This window comes from Acinetobacter sp. TR3 (assembly GCF_027105055.1).
Taxonomy (GTDB): Bacteria; Pseudomonadota; Gammaproteobacteria; order Pseudomonadales; family Moraxellaceae; genus Acinetobacter.
This window is the reverse complement of sequence record NZ_CP114264.1, coordinates 1,119,984-1,136,107: the sequence shown is the minus strand read 5'-3', so window position 1 is coordinate 1,136,107 and position 16,124 is coordinate 1,119,984. Positions and strand designations below refer to the sequence as shown.

The 16,124-nt window shown below is 37.0% G+C and carries 16 protein-coding genes and 4 pseudogenes; 10 read left to right on the top strand and 10 right to left on the bottom strand.

From position 1 onward, the window contains the following. Position 1: 1 nt before the first annotated feature. Complete coding sequence (gene tsaD, locus O1449_RS05350) at positions 2-1,009, bottom strand: tRNA (adenosine(37)-N6)-threonylcarbamoyltransferase complex transferase subunit TsaD (RefSeq protein ID WP_178883191.1); 1,008 nt, start codon at positions 1,007-1,009, stop codon at positions 2-4. A 145-nt stretch (positions 1,010-1,154) separates the two neighbouring features. Here tsaD and rpsU point away from each other — a divergent pair, with 145 nt between their 5' ends. Beyond that, positions 1,155-1,370: a 30S ribosomal protein S21 gene (gene rpsU, locus O1449_RS05345; protein ID WP_004652785.1), complete on the top strand. Its 216-nt coding sequence runs from the start codon at positions 1,155-1,157 to the stop codon at positions 1,368-1,370. A gap of 29 nt (positions 1,371-1,399) precedes the next feature. Continuing rightward, the gene (locus O1449_RS05340) at positions 1,400-1,846 is read left to right on the top strand and encodes a GatB/YqeY domain-containing protein (RefSeq protein ID WP_004808327.1); all 447 of its coding nucleotides are present in this window, start codon (positions 1,400-1,402) and stop codon (positions 1,844-1,846) included. Positions 1,847-1,927: 81 nt separating this feature from the next. Here the strand turns inward: O1449_RS05340 and O1449_RS05335 are convergent, their stop codons facing one another. From O1449_RS05335 to O1449_RS05300, 8 genes and pseudogenes are all read right to left on the bottom strand, one after another. Continuing rightward, positions 1,928-2,287, bottom strand: coding sequence for a hypothetical protein (locus O1449_RS05335; RefSeq protein ID WP_269239384.1), 360 nt, complete (start codon positions 2,285-2,287; stop codon positions 1,928-1,930). Positions 2,288-2,327: 40 nt separating this feature from the next. Further along, positions 2,328-2,693: a GFA family protein gene (locus O1449_RS05330; protein ID WP_269239383.1), complete on the bottom strand. Its 366-nt coding sequence runs from the start codon at positions 2,691-2,693 to the stop codon at positions 2,328-2,330. Positions 2,694-2,721: 28 nt separating this feature from the next. Beyond that, a pseudogene (locus tag O1449_RS05325) lies at positions 2,722-4,164 on the bottom strand (M48 family metalloprotease). Positions 4,165-4,288: 124 nt separating this feature from the next. After that, on the bottom strand, positions 4,289-4,876 hold the full coding sequence (locus tag O1449_RS05320) for a 1-acyl-sn-glycerol-3-phosphate acyltransferase (RefSeq protein WP_269228313.1): 588 nt from the start codon (positions 4,874-4,876) through the stop codon (positions 4,289-4,291). A 102-nt stretch (positions 4,877-4,978) separates the two neighbouring features. After that, on the bottom strand, positions 4,979-5,944 hold the full coding sequence (locus O1449_RS05315) for a 2-hydroxyacid dehydrogenase (RefSeq protein WP_269228314.1): 966 nt from the start codon (positions 5,942-5,944) through the stop codon (positions 4,979-4,981). A gap of 17 nt (positions 5,945-5,961) precedes the next feature. After that, positions 5,962-6,609, bottom strand: a complete 648-nt coding sequence (locus O1449_RS05310) for a hypothetical protein (protein ID WP_269239382.1) — start codon at positions 6,607-6,609, stop codon at positions 5,962-5,964. 326 nt (positions 6,610-6,935) lie between these two features. Further along, positions 6,936-8,234 carry a Y-family DNA polymerase gene (locus O1449_RS05305; protein WP_269228316.1) on the bottom strand — a complete coding sequence of 433 codons (1,299 nt, stop codon included), beginning with the start codon at positions 8,232-8,234 and terminating at the stop codon, positions 6,936-6,938. Between the two features lie 4 nt (positions 8,235-8,238). Beyond that, positions 8,239-8,850, bottom strand: a complete 612-nt coding sequence (locus tag O1449_RS05300) for a LexA family protein (protein WP_269228317.1) — start codon at positions 8,848-8,850, stop codon at positions 8,239-8,241. 289 nt (positions 8,851-9,139) lie between these two features. On the opposite strand from O1449_RS05300, the gene O1449_RS05295 reads away from it, so the two are divergent. After that, positions 9,140-9,370: a hypothetical protein gene (locus O1449_RS05295; RefSeq protein WP_167249095.1), complete on the top strand. Its 231-nt coding sequence runs from the start codon at positions 9,140-9,142 to the stop codon at positions 9,368-9,370. 196 nt (positions 9,371-9,566) lie between these two features. Here the strand turns inward: O1449_RS05295 and O1449_RS05290 are convergent, their stop codons facing one another. After that, a complete protein-coding gene (locus O1449_RS05290; protein ID WP_004662973.1) occupies positions 9,567-9,794 on the bottom strand; it encodes a hypothetical protein in 228 nt (75 codons plus the stop codon). Positions 9,795-10,046: 252 nt separating this feature from the next. Between O1449_RS05290 and O1449_RS05285 the strand changes: the two are divergent. The 7 genes and pseudogenes from O1449_RS05285 to O1449_RS05260 form a co-directional block, all read left to right on the top strand. After that, a pseudogene (locus O1449_RS05285) lies at positions 10,047-10,301 on the top strand (IS5-like element ISAba27 family transposase); the annotation flags it as partial. Between the two features lie 77 nt (positions 10,302-10,378). Then, positions 10,379-10,639, top strand: a pseudogene (locus O1449_RS05280) (hypothetical protein); the annotation flags it as partial. Positions 10,640-10,641: 2 nt separating this feature from the next. Continuing rightward, positions 10,642-10,790, top strand: a pseudogene (locus O1449_RS16325) (transposase); the annotation flags it as partial. Between the two features lie 195 nt (positions 10,791-10,985). Further along, positions 10,986-12,479 carry a DUF4331 domain-containing protein gene (locus O1449_RS05275; RefSeq protein ID WP_269239381.1) on the top strand — a complete coding sequence of 498 codons (1,494 nt, stop codon included), beginning with the start codon at positions 10,986-10,988 and terminating at the stop codon, positions 12,477-12,479. A 15-nt stretch (positions 12,480-12,494) separates the two neighbouring features. After that, positions 12,495-12,734 (top strand): hypothetical protein, encoded by a 240-nt coding sequence (locus O1449_RS05270; RefSeq protein ID WP_269228320.1) that lies wholly within the window; start codon positions 12,495-12,497, stop codon positions 12,732-12,734. A 50-nt stretch (positions 12,735-12,784) separates the two neighbouring features. Next, complete coding sequence (locus O1449_RS05265; protein WP_269239380.1) at positions 12,785-13,906, top strand: tetratricopeptide repeat protein; 1,122 nt, start codon at positions 12,785-12,787, stop codon at positions 13,904-13,906. Between the two features lie 92 nt (positions 13,907-13,998). Then, complete coding sequence (locus O1449_RS05260) at positions 13,999-16,116, top strand: TonB-dependent receptor (protein WP_269239379.1); 2,118 nt, start codon at positions 13,999-14,001, stop codon at positions 16,114-16,116. Positions 16,117-16,124: the final 8 nt, after the last annotated feature.

Here is a 16,124-nt window from a genome sequence, read left to right as displayed (position 1 = left end):
TTTAGGTCGGTTGTAACTCAGTCATTGGCCATCTTGGTGTCGTCGTCACCGCTAAACCATCATGTTGCCCAGCTTTTAAACGTTGATATCCAGCAAAGGCAATCATGGCGCCATTATCAGTACACAATGCAGGCTCAGCATAATAGACTTGAGCTTTGATTTTTTTAAGTGATGTTTCCAATTGCTCACGTAATCGTAGATTTGCACTCACACCACCTGCAATCACCAAACGTTTTAAACCTGTTTGCTTTAAAGCTTTCACTGATTTTTTAGCGAGTGTATCAACAACTGCTTCTTGAAAAGAAGCTGCCACATCGGCATCACGATTCTCTTCACCTAGCTTTTTCAATTGTACAGAAACCGCTGTTTTAAGACCACTAAAAGAAAAATCTAAACCTTGATGTAATATTGGTCGTGGAAATTCAAATGCCTTGGCATCACCCTGTAACGCCAATTTCGCAATATTCGGCCCACCTGGATAAGGCAATTTCATCATTTTTGCCACTTTATCAAAGGCTTCACCTGCTGCATCGTCAATTGACTCACCGAGCAATTCATATTGACCGATCCCATAGGCTGCCATGAGTTGAGTGTGACCACCTGAAACTAATAAAGCCACAAATGGAAATTCTGGTGGCGTTTCCGAAAGTAATGGCGCAAGCATATGACCTTCCATATGATGCACACCAATTGCAGGTTTATTAAATGCAAACGCCAAACTGCGGCCAAATAATGCTCCAGTCATCAGTGCACCCATCAATCCTGGACCACGGGTATAGGCAACAGCATCAATCTCTTGCTTTTTAACACCACTCTGCTCAAGCAATTGATTAATCAACGGAATCATCTTACGAACATGATCACGTGAAGCCAGCTCTGGTACGACCCCACCATATTCTGCATGCAGTTTAATTTGGCTATACAAAACCTGTCCACGTAAGCCGAGCTCGCTATCATAGAGTGCTAACCCAGTTTCATCACACGAAGTTTCTAAGCCCAAAACAATCATTAAACTGCCTTTACAACGATCAAAAATAATATCAGAGCTATTATAGACTTGTGATCTGAGTTGTAAATGAGTAAAATACTGACCTTCACTTGCGATCTAGTGCAATCGTGCATTAGATCTTATCCATAATCTTAGAGGATTTTACATGCCACAAGTTAAGTTGAAAGAAGGCGAACCAGTAGACGTAGCTATCCGTCGTTTCAAACGTTCATGCGAAAAAGCGGGTGTTTTAGCTGACGTTCGTAAGCGCGAATTCTATGAGAAACCAACTCAAGAACGTAAGCGTAAAAAAGCTGCTGCAGTTAAGCGTTATCAAAAGAAATTGACTCGCGAATCTGTACGTACTACTCGCCTTTACTAATTAATTTGTGATTGACTGCTGAAGAGACTATGAATACTTTAAAAAACCAAATTACTGACGTATTAAAAAACTCAATGCGTGCCAAAGATATGGCAACAGTAACGGTTATTCGTGGTGTACAAGCAGCAATTAAGCAAATCGAAGTCGATGAACGCATAGAGCTTGACGATGCTCAGGTTCTTGCGGTCATTGAAAAGCAAATTAAACAACGTAAAGAATCGATCAAGGCCTTTTCTGGCGCTGGTCGAGATGATTTAGCTAGTAAGGAACAAGCCGAAGTTGAGGTTATTTCTCAATTTCTACCAGCCGCTATGACTGAGGAAGAACTTGATTCCATCATTGAGCAAACGATTGCTGCTCAAGAAGCTACTAGCATGAAAGATATGGGTAAGGTGATGAATTCTCTACGTCCGATCATAGCCGGGCGTGCCGATCCTGCACAAGTATCTGCTAAAATTAAAGCAAAATTAAGCTAATCTGCTTAATTTCCTCTATTTTATACAAATTATTCTATTTAAAAATTGGATTCATTAAATAATGAACCCAAGAGATTATTTTTACTTAAAACCACATTGAACATTATATTTCACTAGCATTTGCATCTCATTTGACTCAGTGACTTGTTTGATTACATCCTGTTTAGTCATATTTGCATATTGTGGCGGCAAGGATGAGCGATTTTTTTCAATCGCATCTGACATATCCTGAATATAACGCTGATTAATACCACAATACTGAGCTTGCTGCTCAGGTGTGAACTGTGAAATCTGTGGATTAAGGCTACGTAAAAAACTACGAATATCCTGTGCATAGACACTACGAATTTTCTCAACCGAATTCACATATTGCTCAACTGATGCTGCTGAGCTAATCCCTACACTGCTTATCGCAAAAATAAAAACTAAAATTTTCTTCATAAATGTTCTAACTTCTCAGCGATTTTTTACGCAGATCATCTTATCTTAATTCAATAAAGTTTGGCTTGTGCTCAGAAAAAAATTCTTCTTTTGGTGCAGGAAGATTCCCATCAGTCACTGTTCCTAGACGTAAACGAATCACATTAGGTAAATCTGTACGATATGAATAAAGTGGGCTGGCACAATTTTGACAAAATACGCGTGCTTTATTGGGTGTGTGGAAGTATTCTTTGAGCTGATCGCGTCCTGATAGAATTTTAAATTGTGTTTGGTCAAGTGGGCTGTTCCAACCAGCGATTGAACCTTGCGCCTGTTGGCAATGGCTACAATAGCATAAAATGCTGTTTTCAATTTCACCATGATATTGATACTGCACTCCCCCACACAAACACTGCCCTTTAATCATTTTTATTTCTCTTAATTCTTGATAAAGATTAAATTTTCATACGTCGATCATCTTGCATTTGTTTTAAGCGAGAGTCAATTTTTGCTGACATGGCTAAATTTCCTTTGGCTAAACGCTGAGCGTGCAACATGGATTTAATCGCATTTTCTTCATATCCTGACCAATACTCAGCTTCAGCACGGTAACAAAGCACATTAATTGCTTGCAGTGGCGAACTTTTATCTAAGTTTGTTGCTTGTTGCAACAGTTGCCAACCTTCAATATCTCTCTGGTTTTTATGGATAAACCGTTGAACTAATGTTTGAGCTTGAGCAGCCTGCCCTTGCCGAATTAAAACTTCTGCAAGTTTGTAAGATAGCGCCCTATTTTCAGGCATCGTTTTTTGAATAAAATTTACACTACTATAAGCTTGATCAAATTTATTTTGCCCTAAATAAATATCTGTTTGAATCAGTGGAACCAATACATGATATTTAAGCTTTGCTTTTACCAAATCTAGATTTGCCTGTGCCTGAGTATAATCACCACGTTCTAAATAAAACTTACTTAGCGCTAATTATGCAGCTGTATTTTTTTGATTGGCAAAAGCTTGTAATTGAGTTTCTGTCGCTTGGTTTGAAATTACGAGCGTATATAACTTTAAAATCTCAAAATCAAGATCATATATTTTTGATTTGACTTTTGGGAGTTGGTTTGCTCGTAGTCGGGCTTCACTCATACGCTCTGTCGTTAGTGGATGAGTGAGCCAAAAATCAGGTAGGAAACTCACACGACTTGTTTCACGATGCATAGTTTCAAAATAATCTGCCATGCTTTGTGGATTATATCCAGCAGAATACATAAACTGCATACCAATACGGTCTGCTTCACGCTCTTGATTACGACTATAACTGAGTTGCTTGTCCATCAACGCAGCTTGTGTGCCTAACATCACCGCTGACCCAACATCACCATCCGCTTTAGATGCGATTGCCGCACCGACAAGAATACCTGCGAGAGCAAGTAACCCCTGTCCTTTAAATGCTTCTTGTGAACGACTGTAATGTCGCTGTGCAACGTGGGCGATCTCGTGGGCCATGACCCCTGCTATTTCATCCAAATTTTTTGCAGATGTAATTAAGCCTGTATTTAATGCAAACAAACCACCAGGCACTGCAAATGCATTAATTTGTGGATCTTTTATAACCACTAAACCAATCGGTTGACCAAGCTGAGTCTGACTAAGAATACCTGAAAAAACCTGTAAAAATTGATCTTCTAACCACGCATCTTGTACTGTTGGCATCTGTCGATGAACTTCACGATAAACTTTTTCACCAATCAGTTTTTCTTTCTGCTGATCAAGCAAACCTATACCACTGCCAATTTCAGGTACTTCTGTTTGTCCAGTTATCTGCGTAGGCAAAAAGATCTGAGTATGACTCAATTGAGTGGTGGCCAATAAGCCACATGCAAGCAGCAGCGATCTCAAGTCGTTTCTCTATGATTCTAATGAAGAAATTTAATATAACATTAGAAAATGAAGATATTTGCAACGAAGTGTTATAAAAGGCAGGAAAATCCTGCCTTAGTTTATATTTTTGAAAGCAACACGATTATTTCGTGTTTACATAACGTTGATCGACACTAAATTTCTCTGGAAACTTTGCATTAATCTCTGCATAAAAAGACATAATCTCAACCATATCTTTTTCATAATCTCCCGTAGGATAAACAATTTTTCCTACACCTGTTTTTTTCTTAGCATAATCCATATACGCCAATGCAATCGGCACCCCTGCGGTGGTTGCAACATGATAAAAGCCAGTTTTCCACTGTTCTTGTTTAGCACGCGTCCCTTCTGGTGTCACTAACATCACTAACTTAGGATGTGTTTTGAACAAGTCACTCATGAGTTGAACCATACTCGGTCGCGCTTGTCCTTCTTGTTTCGCGCTACGATCAATCCCAATACCACCCATTGCACGCACAAATGGACCAAATGGAAACTTCATGTAACTATCTTTAATCGTAAGACGAACATTTACACCTAAAGCTTTTAATGCCAACCGTGCATATAAAGCATCCCAATTACTGGTATGTGGAGCTGCAATCATCACACATTGATCAACATTCAAATCCCAATGATTATCCAGTTCCCAACCCATTAGATTTAAACTTTTTTCAGCCAATTTCTCAAACACAGACACCCCGAAGACAAAATTTCAAAAGGCGAAAGTGTACCAATATTAATCAACTTAAAAAGACCATATAGATTAAAAATCCAACAATCGAGTTGTAAGTAATTATTCGAATTTTGGATTGACGAGATAACGAGGTGTTCTATCTTGTAGTGCGTCCACTAAATTTTGATAGGCAAGTTTCACCATTTTCTGACGCGTTTCTGCGGTTGCTGAACCAATATGTGGCAAGGTTACTGCATTTGGCAACTCAAATAATGCTGAATTTTGCAGAGGTTCTTTGGCATAGACATCTAATCCAGCAGCAAATATCTTATTTTGTTTTAATGCTTCGATTAAAGCGTCTTCATTGACTACAGAGCCACGCGCAATATTGACGAAGACAGCATGTTTTTGCATTAAGTCAAACTGTTCTGCGCCAATCAATGCTTGGGATTCATGATTTAAATCGACAGCAACTACAATAAAATCAGACTGTTGCAATAATTGGTCTAAGTCCCGATATTGTGCATTAAATGCTTGAGCCACCTCAATCTTTTCACGGCGGTTATGGTATAAAATATTCATATTAAAACCATAAAATCCACGACGGGCAATGGCAGCACCAATATTCCCTAAGCCAATAATGCCTAGAGTTTTACCAAAAACATCCATACCATATTGTTCAGTAGATACCGTGCGTTTCCACTGACCTTGTTTGGTCCATGCATCAAGGTATGGAACTTTGCGTGCGGCACTCAGCAACAAAGTAAAGGCAAGATCAGCCGTTGTTTCTGTCAAAACATGTGGTGTATTAGCAAGCCAAATTTTCTTTTGATTAAGATAGCTAACATCGTAATTATCATAACCAACAGACACTGTCGAAATGATTTTAAGTTTTTGGGCTGGTGCTAAATTACTTTCATTTAACAGTCGTCCTGCGCCAATCATGGCATCAGCATCAACAACTTCTGTTCGAATCTGTTCGTTGATATCACCCAGTTTAGGATTAAGTACCACGACCCGATAATCTTGCTGTAACTGCGCTAAAACGTCTTGATCTATTTGGCTGAATACAACAACTTTCTTCATGATTCGATTTCCGATCTTTATTGCATGAGCTGCCACAACCGTCTTTTTAATAAAGGTTGGGCTAACATTTCTTCTAAACTCGCTAAATGCAAGATATTAGAATGCTGAATAAAATCCAATTGACCTAAGCACAATATCTTTTTTTGTGTTGCGGTTGCATCCAGAAAACCTTGAATATACGAGGAGAGTCCCCGACTTTCCTGAAAAGCAGCCAAAGGAAATGGCCATTTTAATTCAGCATACTGTCCTAATCTGGCCTTTTGAATATTTTGCCAAAGTTGGCTTTGAGCATCACTAAGCTGACTGCTTTCTAATAAAATGGCACAGTTTTCCAACACATACATTTGCAATTCAAATGACTGAATCTGAGCAGTAATAACAATCTGTTCTTTTTCAACAAGCGCTGCTTTAGCAATAGGCTCTGTAACAACTTTCGTTTGATGCAATACTTCAATTTCGGTGATCGGTGGCGTATGTGCAGATGTTGCTGGAATATCTTCTAAAATCGGTGCAACTTCAAATGTAAGTTCTGTAGACTCAGAAACGTCATCAATTAATTGATCTCGCCATAGACTTGGTGCAGTGTTTTTTTGACATACAACTTCCCGAGGAATCCAAACATCTATTCCCAAAGCTGCTAGCCTGTTTCTCTGCTGCCCAATCATCTTACCTACTCATTCTGGTTACTCACGGTAATTTGCGATACCGTAAGCTGAGTAGTCTAACATAAACCGATCTCGTCAAAATGGCTTCCTTTTGTTCAATCAAACCAATACAAATTCAATTCATTATTTAATAAGATATGCTTATCTTTAATTTAGGCAATTATTTAACAACAACAGATAATTTTTCATTCATCTATTTTCTACATTTTTATTCAAATACTTCAATAAATAATTAGGATCTTGCTGTGTTAAATTCAAACGTTCTCAAGGAAAAATAATGAGTTTCAAGGTTAATATTGAAAAATATAAGCTGTAGTATTAATACTTTACAGAACCCTTAGAAGCTCATCCCACTTGGTCAGATAACTCGGTGACTTATGGTTTTGATTCATACGCCACGCTCGCCCATGTGGCGTAATTAATCGCCCTAGTGTCATACAATCCCGACCAAATCTTTTATTAATATCATCAAAAGCGATCGAAAGATTTTTTCGAGCAACGAGCTTATTGGTGTCATGGAATAAATCTACTGCATGGCTATGTTGTGGGATAATATCCAACAAAATCACTTCTGCTTTTTTATAACGATGCCCTGCTTGATAAATTCGATCAAGCCCCTGTAACACGGCTTTGATAATTTCTAAACGATCATCGCTATAGTCAGATAGATACATCACTATATAGGGGCGATAATATTGATCTTTGTCAAAACGATTGGTGCGAATGCTAACGCCAACAGCTTTGCACAGTAATTTTTGCTTTCGCAAACGCTCAATAGCACGTAAGCTAAATTCAGTTAAAGCGCCACTCAGGCTAGTTTTGTCCTCAATCGGCTGACCAAAGGAACGGCTGCTTAACACCTGTCGTCGATCTGTCACAACATCTTCAATTTCTAAGCAAGCCATGCCTTGTAATTCTTTAACCGTATTTTCCATGACCACAGAAAAATACTTACCTAACATTTTAGGATCGGCTTGAACCAAATCCAACACCGAGTAGATATTCATTTTTTCTAAGCGCTGACGAATCTTTCGTCCCACACCCCACACCTCACCTACAGACATCTTCTGCAACAAGTCTTCAATCACGCATGGGTCTTCAGCAACGATATTACAAACACTATCAAAACAGGCGTGTGTCTTGGCTAGATTATTGGCCAGTTTAGCTTGAGTCTTGGAATAACCAATGCCTATGCAACATGGCAGACCCAACCAGTTTTTCACTGTGTCTAGAATTTGGTGTGCATATTCGGTTAAATCGTGACTACGCTGATAGGCAGTCAACTCTAAAAAGCATTCATCAATCGAATAAACTTCCTGTTCAGAGGGATCTACAAAATTGCCTAATATGTTCATAAAACGACGCGACATTTCCGCATACAAAGCATAATTACTGGAAAAGACCTGCACTTGATGCTGACGAATAATATCTTCAATTTGGAAGAATGGCACAGCCATACGAATGCCGAGCTTTTTTGCTTCATAAGAGCGGGAAACCACACAGCCATCGTTATTAGATAGAACCACCACAGGACGCTTTTCTAACTTTGGATTGAACACGCGCTCGCAACTGACATAACAGTTATTCACATCAATTAAAGCAAAAATACGTTGCGGTAGGCTCATTGGCTTACCTCATTGGCTTCAAGTTATACGTCACCACACCCCAGATCTGTAACTCCTGTCCGTCTGTGATATAAATATTTTGGTAATCTGGATTTTCAGCTTTTAACCATACCTTTGGTGGGCTGAAATGATGATCAATCATCAAACGTTTGACAGTAAAATCATTGTCAATCAAAGCAATCACTATATCCCCAGACTTCGCTGTAAGACTACGATCCACCACTAATGGATCATCAATATCAATCCCTGCGTCCAACATCGACAGTGAATTGGCTTTGACGATGAAAGTCGAGTTTTCGTTACGAATTAAAAATTCATTTAAATCGAGTGATTGCTCAACATGATCTTGGGCAGGCGATGGAAAACCCGCAGCAACTCGTTCCGTTGCAAGTGGAATATGATAAATTCGGTCATTCTTTACTTGCACATTTTGGATTCTCATTTGACCAATCAAATCTGTACGAGTATCGGTTTTGACATTATTCAGTAACCAATTTTTGATGAAATCAACTTGAGATTCGGGAACACGGATGACTTTAGTTGGCTCACTGAATTGTGCTTTACGTCCTGCATTACTTCGGGCGCCACCATGCTCAAATTCATTTTTTTTGGACATAACTTCTCCTTACCCAAGTTTAAAATACTTACAAACAATTTAACTTGAAAAAGTTACAAATTCAAGTTGACGTACAATTAATTTTGCATAACAATGGATTTAATAGATCAAATTTTGGCTTGTTTAACTAATACACGGATGTGAAATAAGCCAATATTAGTATTTAAAATCAATGACTTAAAAAATAAATTTACTTTTGCAACTTAAATCATTGATCTAATTCAAGAATATATTTGATCTGTTAGCAGTAGATTTTACTCAAAAGATTTTTGATGTGGAGACATGAAAAATGAACAATCGACGTGATGCTATTCTAGGTTATGCTGACGAACAACATGCTTTCTTTATTCGTCTCATCGAGAACAACACTGTATTAGGTGAGAGCTATGGACTATTTTGTGAAAACCAAAATAGTGAAGCAGCGGAAAGTATTATGACTACCCTTTTTCTAAAAAAATCTTTTTGGCTCAATGGCTCTGAGTTTAATGACATTGTTAAAGGGCTTAACCCAATTCATTAAGATAACATAACAGTGTTTTCAACAACTGTTTGCTATGGCCAAGGGCTTGTACGATCACCTTAAACCGACAAGCTCATTATTTTTATTTTAGATTTCATTCAAGATTTAAATCACTTTCGTTGCCCTCAAATAAAAGCCCACTTATTTGAATCTCATAAGTGGGTCTTTTTATCGTATTGAAAATAGAAGATTGAGGTCAGATAAATCTTTTATCATTCACAGGTGCAACTAACTTATAAATCTTTCCATCTATATCACTTTCAAAAAGTAAATCGATATTTGGAAAAATGATATTCCCTTCTACTTCAATATGCTCAACTCGTTTAAAAAAAGGAATATCTTGGTCTTCTAAATCATTGAGCTGTGCCACAACAATCGATTCATTTTCTTCTTGATCTTTAATAATTACCGTAATCTTATCCATAATACTTCTTCCCAAAATATTGTTGATAGGACTATGGGAAATTTTCTATCGATTGTCGACTAATAGCTTGTAACAAGACTTATAACTATTATATTTTTATTTTTTAGACGACTAAGTGGTTGAAATTAAGCACTGGTTAGAAATTTCTTTAATATTAAACTAACCATACAGTTACAATATTATTTAAAAATATTTCAGAAAATTTTACATTAAACCTCTTATGAAAGTAAAAACTGCCTCAATATAGATTTTATGATATATCAAAAATTAAACCGTTTTTCAGATTCTGAATTCAAACGTTTGGTTGGCGTAACTCGACCAGTTTTTGGTGAAATGGTAAAGGTTTTATAAGAACTAGAATTACTCAAAAAGAAATCAGGGCATCCTCATACTTTAGCTACAGAGGATCAATTATTAACACTCAATTACTTGCGTAATTACAACACTCAATTGGAATTGGCGGAAAATTACCATATCGCTGAAAGTAATGTGAATCGAACCATTAAAAATGGTTGAAGATACATTAAGTTGATTAATCAAACTAACCATGCGAAAAGGTATGTTTGATTAGCTGCTGCTCAACTATGCCACGTATCGTTTCAATCCCTCTCTACCCAGTTGAACAAAAACAACTTATTGATCTCACCAAACACGCTGCACATTGGCGAGAAAGACAACGCGCACAAACCATATTGTGGCTATCCGAAGGTAAAACTGTAGCAGAAGTAGCTAAACTTCAAAGTCGAATACCTGAAACTATACGGTTACAACGTCGCCATTGGCAACTCTACCAATTTGAATCTATTCAAGAAGGTCATCGTTCAGGTAGGCCGAGTGTTCTTACAATAGCCCTGAATTAAATCGCATTGAGATGTGGTATGGTGACAGATGAAGTATCATTGGCGTGATTGCAAAGTAATGACGGCTAATCAAATACAAAATTGGGTGTATCAGATATCAAAATATTTTGGCAATAAATACATGTTTACTTTTTAGATGTTACTTATTTAATCTTATCTACTACAGCACAAAAAATTTTTTAAATTAAAACTTGCTCACAGAAACTTCACTATCGACCCAGTATAAATATTAAGAGTCTTATACTGATCTAAATTCATATAAGGAAATTATAAGACGAATAACTATTATTCAAAAATATAGCCAAGATCAGCATGGTCAAGGAGATACAAAATGGACTCTCGCCTACTTTTAGCAATTATGCTAAGTAGTTTTAGTGTGACATCATTCGCTTCAAGCCACCGCGAAGCACCATCAATCAGTAAAACACCCAAGGTTGACGCTACAGATTTTTATATGTTTAAAAGTTATGAGCCGAGCCGAAGTAATTTCGTAACCATACTAGCAAACTATCAGCCTTTACAAGATGCTTATGGAGGTCCTAATTATTTCGCTTTAGATCCTAAAGCCTTATATGAAATACACATTGACAACAACGGAGATGGGCAAGAGGACGTTACTTTCCAATTTAAATTCAATCAAGAATTAAAAGACTTACAAGTTCCTGTAGGTGGCAAGAATGTTTCTGTACCATTATCTAACATTGGTAAAATAACAAATGATAGTAGTTCAGCTCAAAATACCGCTGAAACATATACTGTTACCATGATTAAAGGTGACCGACGTAAAGGTGATCGAAGTACTTTAGGCTCTTTTAAAAAGCCATTCGATAATGTTGGCGCAAAATCAATTCCAAACTATCCAGCCTACGCAGATACATTTGTCCAAAACATTAACTTTGGAAATTGCGGTTCTGGTAAAGTTTTTGTAGGTCAACGTCAAGATCCTTTTGCTGTTAACCTAGGTGAAGTATTCGATTTAGTGAATATTAAGATTCCTGCTACTCAACTCGCACCTTCAGGCGTAAATGCTGAAGATCAAGGCTTGAATACTATTGCAAATAAAAACGTCACTACAATTGCTTTAGAAGTTCCACAATCTTGTTTAATTGCTTCAAATGATACAGTGATTGGAGGATGGACAACAGCAAGCTTACCTCAAGCCACATTATTAAACCCTAATCCTGAAAGCAATCTTACCAGTGCAAGTAAAGTTGGTGGTGCTTGGACTCAAGTTTCACGTTTAGGTATGCCTTTAGTTAATGAAGTCGTCATTGGTCTTAAAGATAAAGATAAATTTAATGCAAGTAAACCTGTGAATGATGGGCAATTTGCTGACTATGTGACTAACCCAACCCTACCTACATTAATAGAAGTTCTTTTTAAGGAAGCAACTGGTGGTGCCGTAGTTGCGCCAACAAACTTCCCAAGAACTGACTTAGTTAACGCATTTCTTTTAGGTATTCCTGGCTTAAACCAACCTAAAAATGTAAAAGCATCTGAAATGTTGCGTCTAAATACTGCTATTACTCCAGCAGCAAAAGATAAACAAAATCGTCTTGGTGTAATCGGTGGAGATACTGCAGGATTCCCGAACGGTCGTAGACCTGGTGATGATGTCGTCGATATTGAGCTTAGAGTTGCTATGGGCTTACTCTGCACAATAGATGGTGTCAATACCGCTGTTGGTTGTAAAGCGAGCGATGCTAAAGCAGGAGGAATAGGCTTTACTGATGGGGCTCTACAATCACCACAACAATTTGGTACTGCTTTCCCATACTTAAATACTCCAGTAGCAGGCTCTCCATTTAATACAGCTAGCAAATAATTAGGAGTAGTCACCATGAGAAAATTCATTTTGCTGTTCATGGTTGGTATTGGATTAAGTGGCTGTGGTGGTAATGACAATAATTCAAAACCAAATAATAACAATCAATCTCAAAATGACCCCGTTCTTAAAGAAACGTTGTCATTAACCAATCAACCTCAAAGTAACTACGAACAGTCTGAACCTAAAAGTATTACTGACATTTCAGAATCTACTATAGATAACAAATCAGAACCCGTTGCAGTGAAATTTTAAGATTAAGACTCTTAACAAACTTCTGTTAAGAGTCTTTATAGGAGTTTTAAATGTTAATTCGTCAGCTAACATTATCAATAATGGCTTCACTGTATTTAAGTACTGCTTTCGCTCACCCCAAACATCACCATGAAGAGTCTTCATCGAGTTCAGAACATCCAGATTATTCATTAATATTAAAGAACAATCATAATGATGAGCTGAGAAATCAGATCGTTAATGTGTTACTTGAAAAAGCTTATTCAAAAGGCGACGGTGAGTTTTTAGAACAAGCTGAAAACTTAATGAAATCGAGCTTCAATTCATCAGACACAGAGAATAAATTGTTAGAAACTCGACTCGCTCAAGCAAATCATAATTTCAGCAGAGCAGAAACAATACTTAATGACGTATTAAAAAAAGACCCTAAAAATTATGATGCAATTTTACAACTCGCAAATATATATAGATTACAAGGTCAATTTAATCAGTCACTTAAATTATGTGATCAATTAGATCAACAGAGTGTGAAACTTTATAAAGCTGGTTGTGTCCTGCAAGTGGATGCAATGACAAAAAATATTTCGGAAATAAAACCTAGAACAAATGAACTTCTTCAAATGGCCACAAGGTTAAATAAAAATGATCAGCAATGGTTAGGTAATATTATGATGGAAATAGCGACAAGATTTGATGATCCAACTCTTGCGAGCCAATCTATTCCATTACTTAATGTAGATAATTTACCCAATGCTCTTGCTAAATCCAATTGGTATATTTCTCAACAAGAATATTCAAACGCAATCAAAATTCTGACCCCATATCGTTATCATGATGGTGCGTTGTATAGAATTATTTTAAGCAAACAGAAACTAAACGATCCCCTTGCAGAAAAAGACCTAAATGAACTCACCCAAAGAGTACAAAATCTACTCGACCATAAGGATCACATACATCTCAGAGAGCAAGCTCAATTCCTGTGGGTTTCAAAAAAATATGATGAAGGTTTACGCATAGCTGCCAAAAATTGGAATATGCAAAGAGAAAATGATGATTTTGAGGTCTATGCTGCCCTTGCACTTGATAGTAAAAATCGTGAAAGCACAGAAAAATTATTAAATTGGAGTAATGAGACTGGCTATCAAAATCCGACCTACATTCAAAGATTAAAACAAATGTTAAAGCAACTCTAAATCTAAAGTTGATAAACAACTAAAAACATGAAATGAATAATAATTTCATGTTTGTGAAAATCACGAAAATTTATAAAATTAATGGAATAAAAATGAAAAAAAGAATTTTGTATTGCTTGTTGATAGGAAGTAGTCATTTCTATTTAGCTCAACTTACTCATGCTGGAGGTGAACTTACAACAACCCTTCCTATAATTAAAATAACAGCATCATCAAATTTAGATAGCACTTTTGGGGTCGCATTTACTTCCTCCCAAGGAACAATATCGAAAGAACAAATTGAAACTCGACCTTTATCACGTCCAGCAGAAGTTTTAGAAACGATCCCTGGTGTCGTTGTGACCCAACACAGTGGTAGTGGTAAGGCAAATCAATACTTTCTGAGAGGTTTTAACTTAGATCATGGAACTGACTTTGCAACATCATTTGATGAACAACCCATTAACATGGTGAGTCATGCCCACGGTCAAGGTTACACAGACTTAAATTTTCTAATCCCCGAACTGATTGAATCAATTCAATATCACAAAGGAGCAGTATCGATTGATGATGGTGATTTTGCATCAGCAGGTACAGCAAAAATTTCGAGTATCCATTCTCTAGATAATCCTTACGCACAAATAACGTTAGGTAATCATAATTTACTTAGATTTTTAGCTGTTGGAAACTTAGTTCTTAATGACGGGGAATTAATCGGTGCAGTTGAGAATATCAACAGTGACGGACCTTGGGTTAACCCTGAAAATCTTTCAAAACAAAATGTATTCTTAAAATATTTCACTGGTGACCATAATAAAAATCAATCCATCAGCTTTCAACATTATCAAGCACGATGGGATGCTACTGATCAAATTCCAGAGCGGCTGATTGAAAGCGGTGAACTTAATCGCTTCGATAGCTTAAACAAGAGTGATGGTGGTAAGTCTGCTCGGACTGCTATTTGGTATAATGCTAAAAATTATGAGAAAACGAAATACTCCACAATCTCCACTTATGCCGTATATAACAAACTGAATCTATTTTCTGACTTTAGTTATTTTTTAAATGATCCAGTCCATGGAGACCAGTTTGAACAAGCTGAAGAACGAACGACACTTGGATTTAAATTTCAAAAAGGTTCATTAAGTGAATGGTCAAGCAAAGAGCTTTTAAACTCATTTGGATCATCTCTTAGGTATGATTATATTAACAACTTAGGCCTTTACCAGACACAAGATCGACAGCGTTTCAACACGATAAGAAATGATGATGTTAATCAATGGTCTATTGGAATATGGGGACAAAATCAAACCACGTGGCAACCATGGTTAAAAACTATTTTAGGCGTTCGTGGTGATTTTTATTCTTTTGATGTAAATTCTGATAAACAAGAAAATAGTGGTCATAAAACTGATCATATTTTCAGCCCTAAAATGAGCATAATTTTAGGTCCGTGGGAGAATATTGAGTATTACATTAATTATGCATATGGCTTTCATAGCAATGATGCTAGAGGAACTACAACGCACCTAAACATTGATTCTCGTGATAGTAACTATTTAAAACCAACTCTCCCCGTTTCTCCACTGGTAAGAACAATAAATTCAGAACTGGGATTAAGAGCAAAACTTATACCTGAGCTCACCTCAACAATAGCTTTATGGCAACTTGATTCAGATTCAGAACTGGTATTCATCGGCGATGCTGGTACGACAGAAGCAAGTCGGCCAAGTAAAAGACAAGGTATCGAAATTTCACAATTCTATCAACCAACTGATGCTTGGATTATCGATCTAGATCTGGCTTGGTCAAAAGCAAGATTTAAAAATGAAAATTCGGAAGGAAATCATATTCCTGGGGCAATAGAAAAGACTATAGCTGCTGGATTTACTTATAAACTGAATGACCAAATTAATTTTGGAGGACGTTTACGTTACTTTGGTTCTCGCCCTTTGATTGAGGATAACTCAGTTCGTTCCGATTCATCAACTTTAGTTAACTTACAAGGCAGCTATCAATTTAATAAAAACTTTCTAGCACAAGTTGAACTCTTTAATGTATTCGATCAAAAAACGAATGATATCGAATACTACTATGCATCATGCACTCGTCAAGATCTCAGTGAGCCTTCATGCTCACCTAACTCTTCAGAACGTGAAGGAATTTATGATAGACATATCCATCCTACTGAGGGAAGAAACCTCAGAATGACCTTCCGCTATTTATTCTAACCTGAGCG

Bases quoted from the DNA above. Each gene is read 5' to 3' on its own strand.
- tsaD (WP_178883191.1), bottom strand. From the start codon at position 1,009: ATGATTGTTTTGGGCTTAGAAACTTCGTGTGATGAAACTGGGTTAGCA.
- rpsU (WP_004652785.1), top strand. From the start codon at position 1,155: ATGCCACAAGTTAAGTTGAAAGAAGGCGAACCAGTAGACGTAGCTATC.
- O1449_RS05340 (WP_004808327.1), top strand. From the start codon at position 1,400: ATGAATACTTTAAAAAACCAAATTACTGACGTATTAAAAAACTCAATG.
- O1449_RS05335 (WP_269239384.1), bottom strand. From the start codon at position 2,287: ATGAAGAAAATTTTAGTTTTTATTTTTGCGATAAGCAGTGTAGGGATT.
- O1449_RS05330 (WP_269239383.1), bottom strand. From the start codon at position 2,693: ATGATTAAAGGGCAGTGTTTGTGTGGGGGAGTGCAGTATCAATATCAT.
- O1449_RS05315 (WP_269228314.1), bottom strand. From the start codon at position 5,944: ATGAAGAAAGTTGTTGTATTCAGCCAAATAGATCAAGACGTTTTAGCG.
- O1449_RS05310 (WP_269239382.1), bottom strand. From the start codon at position 6,609: ATGATTGGGCAGCAGAGAAACAGGCTAGCAGCTTTGGGAATAGATGTT.
- O1449_RS05305 (WP_269228316.1), bottom strand. From the start codon at position 8,234: ATGAGCCTACCGCAACGTATTTTTGCTTTAATTGATGTGAATAACTGT.
- O1449_RS05300 (WP_269228317.1), bottom strand. From the start codon at position 8,850: ATGTCCAAAAAAAATGAATTTGAGCATGGTGGCGCCCGAAGTAATGCA.
- O1449_RS05295 (WP_167249095.1), top strand. From the start codon at position 9,140: ATGAACAATCGACGTGATGCTATTCTAGGTTATGCTGACGAACAACAT.
- O1449_RS05290 (WP_004662973.1), bottom strand. From the start codon at position 9,794: ATGGATAAGATTACGGTAATTATTAAAGATCAAGAAGAAAATGAATCG.
- O1449_RS05275 (WP_269239381.1), top strand. From the start codon at position 10,986: ATGGACTCTCGCCTACTTTTAGCAATTATGCTAAGTAGTTTTAGTGTG.
- O1449_RS05270 (WP_269228320.1), top strand. From the start codon at position 12,495: ATGAGAAAATTCATTTTGCTGTTCATGGTTGGTATTGGATTAAGTGGC.
- O1449_RS05265 (WP_269239380.1), top strand. From the start codon at position 12,785: ATGTTAATTCGTCAGCTAACATTATCAATAATGGCTTCACTGTATTTA.
- O1449_RS05260 (WP_269239379.1), top strand. From the start codon at position 13,999: ATGAAAAAAAGAATTTTGTATTGCTTGTTGATAGGAAGTAGTCATTTC.